Genomic DNA, 328 nt, shown 5'->3' with positions numbered 1-328 from the left:
GATGAAGAGATCAGCGTGTTGCCCGAAGCCGACTGATCCTCGGCGATACGCACAAAAAACCCGGCGCCGCGAGGCGCCGGGTTTTTTCGTTCGCGCGGCTGGAATTACATGCCCGCGGTGGACGCCTTGGCCGGAGCCGCTTCATCCGTGGCCTTCTTGTGGGCCTTCTTATGGGTCGACTTCATGGCGCCGCCGCTTTCGGTCTTCGAGTCGGACTTCATCGAATCGCCCGACTTCATTGCATCGCTGCTCGTCTGCGTGGGCGTGGCGGTCGAGGCGGCAGGGGTCGGATCCTTCTTCATCGAATCCTGCGCGAAAGCCGCGCCGC

The 328-nt window shown here is 63.1% G+C and carries 1 protein-coding gene; it reads right to left on the bottom strand.

Going from position 1 to position 328, the window contains the following annotated elements:
* Positions 1-104: 104 nt before the first annotated feature.
* The coding region (locus tag CBX98_RS26420; RefSeq protein WP_197710265.1) for a hypothetical protein at positions 105-328 on the bottom strand (224 nt) is incomplete at its 5' end.

The sequence above is a fragment of the Vibrio sp. T9 genome (genome assembly GCF_003123985.1).
Classification (GTDB): Bacteria; Pseudomonadota; Gammaproteobacteria; order Enterobacterales; family Vibrionaceae; genus Vibrio; species Vibrio diabolicus.
This window is presented reverse-complemented; position numbering and strand designations above follow the sequence as displayed.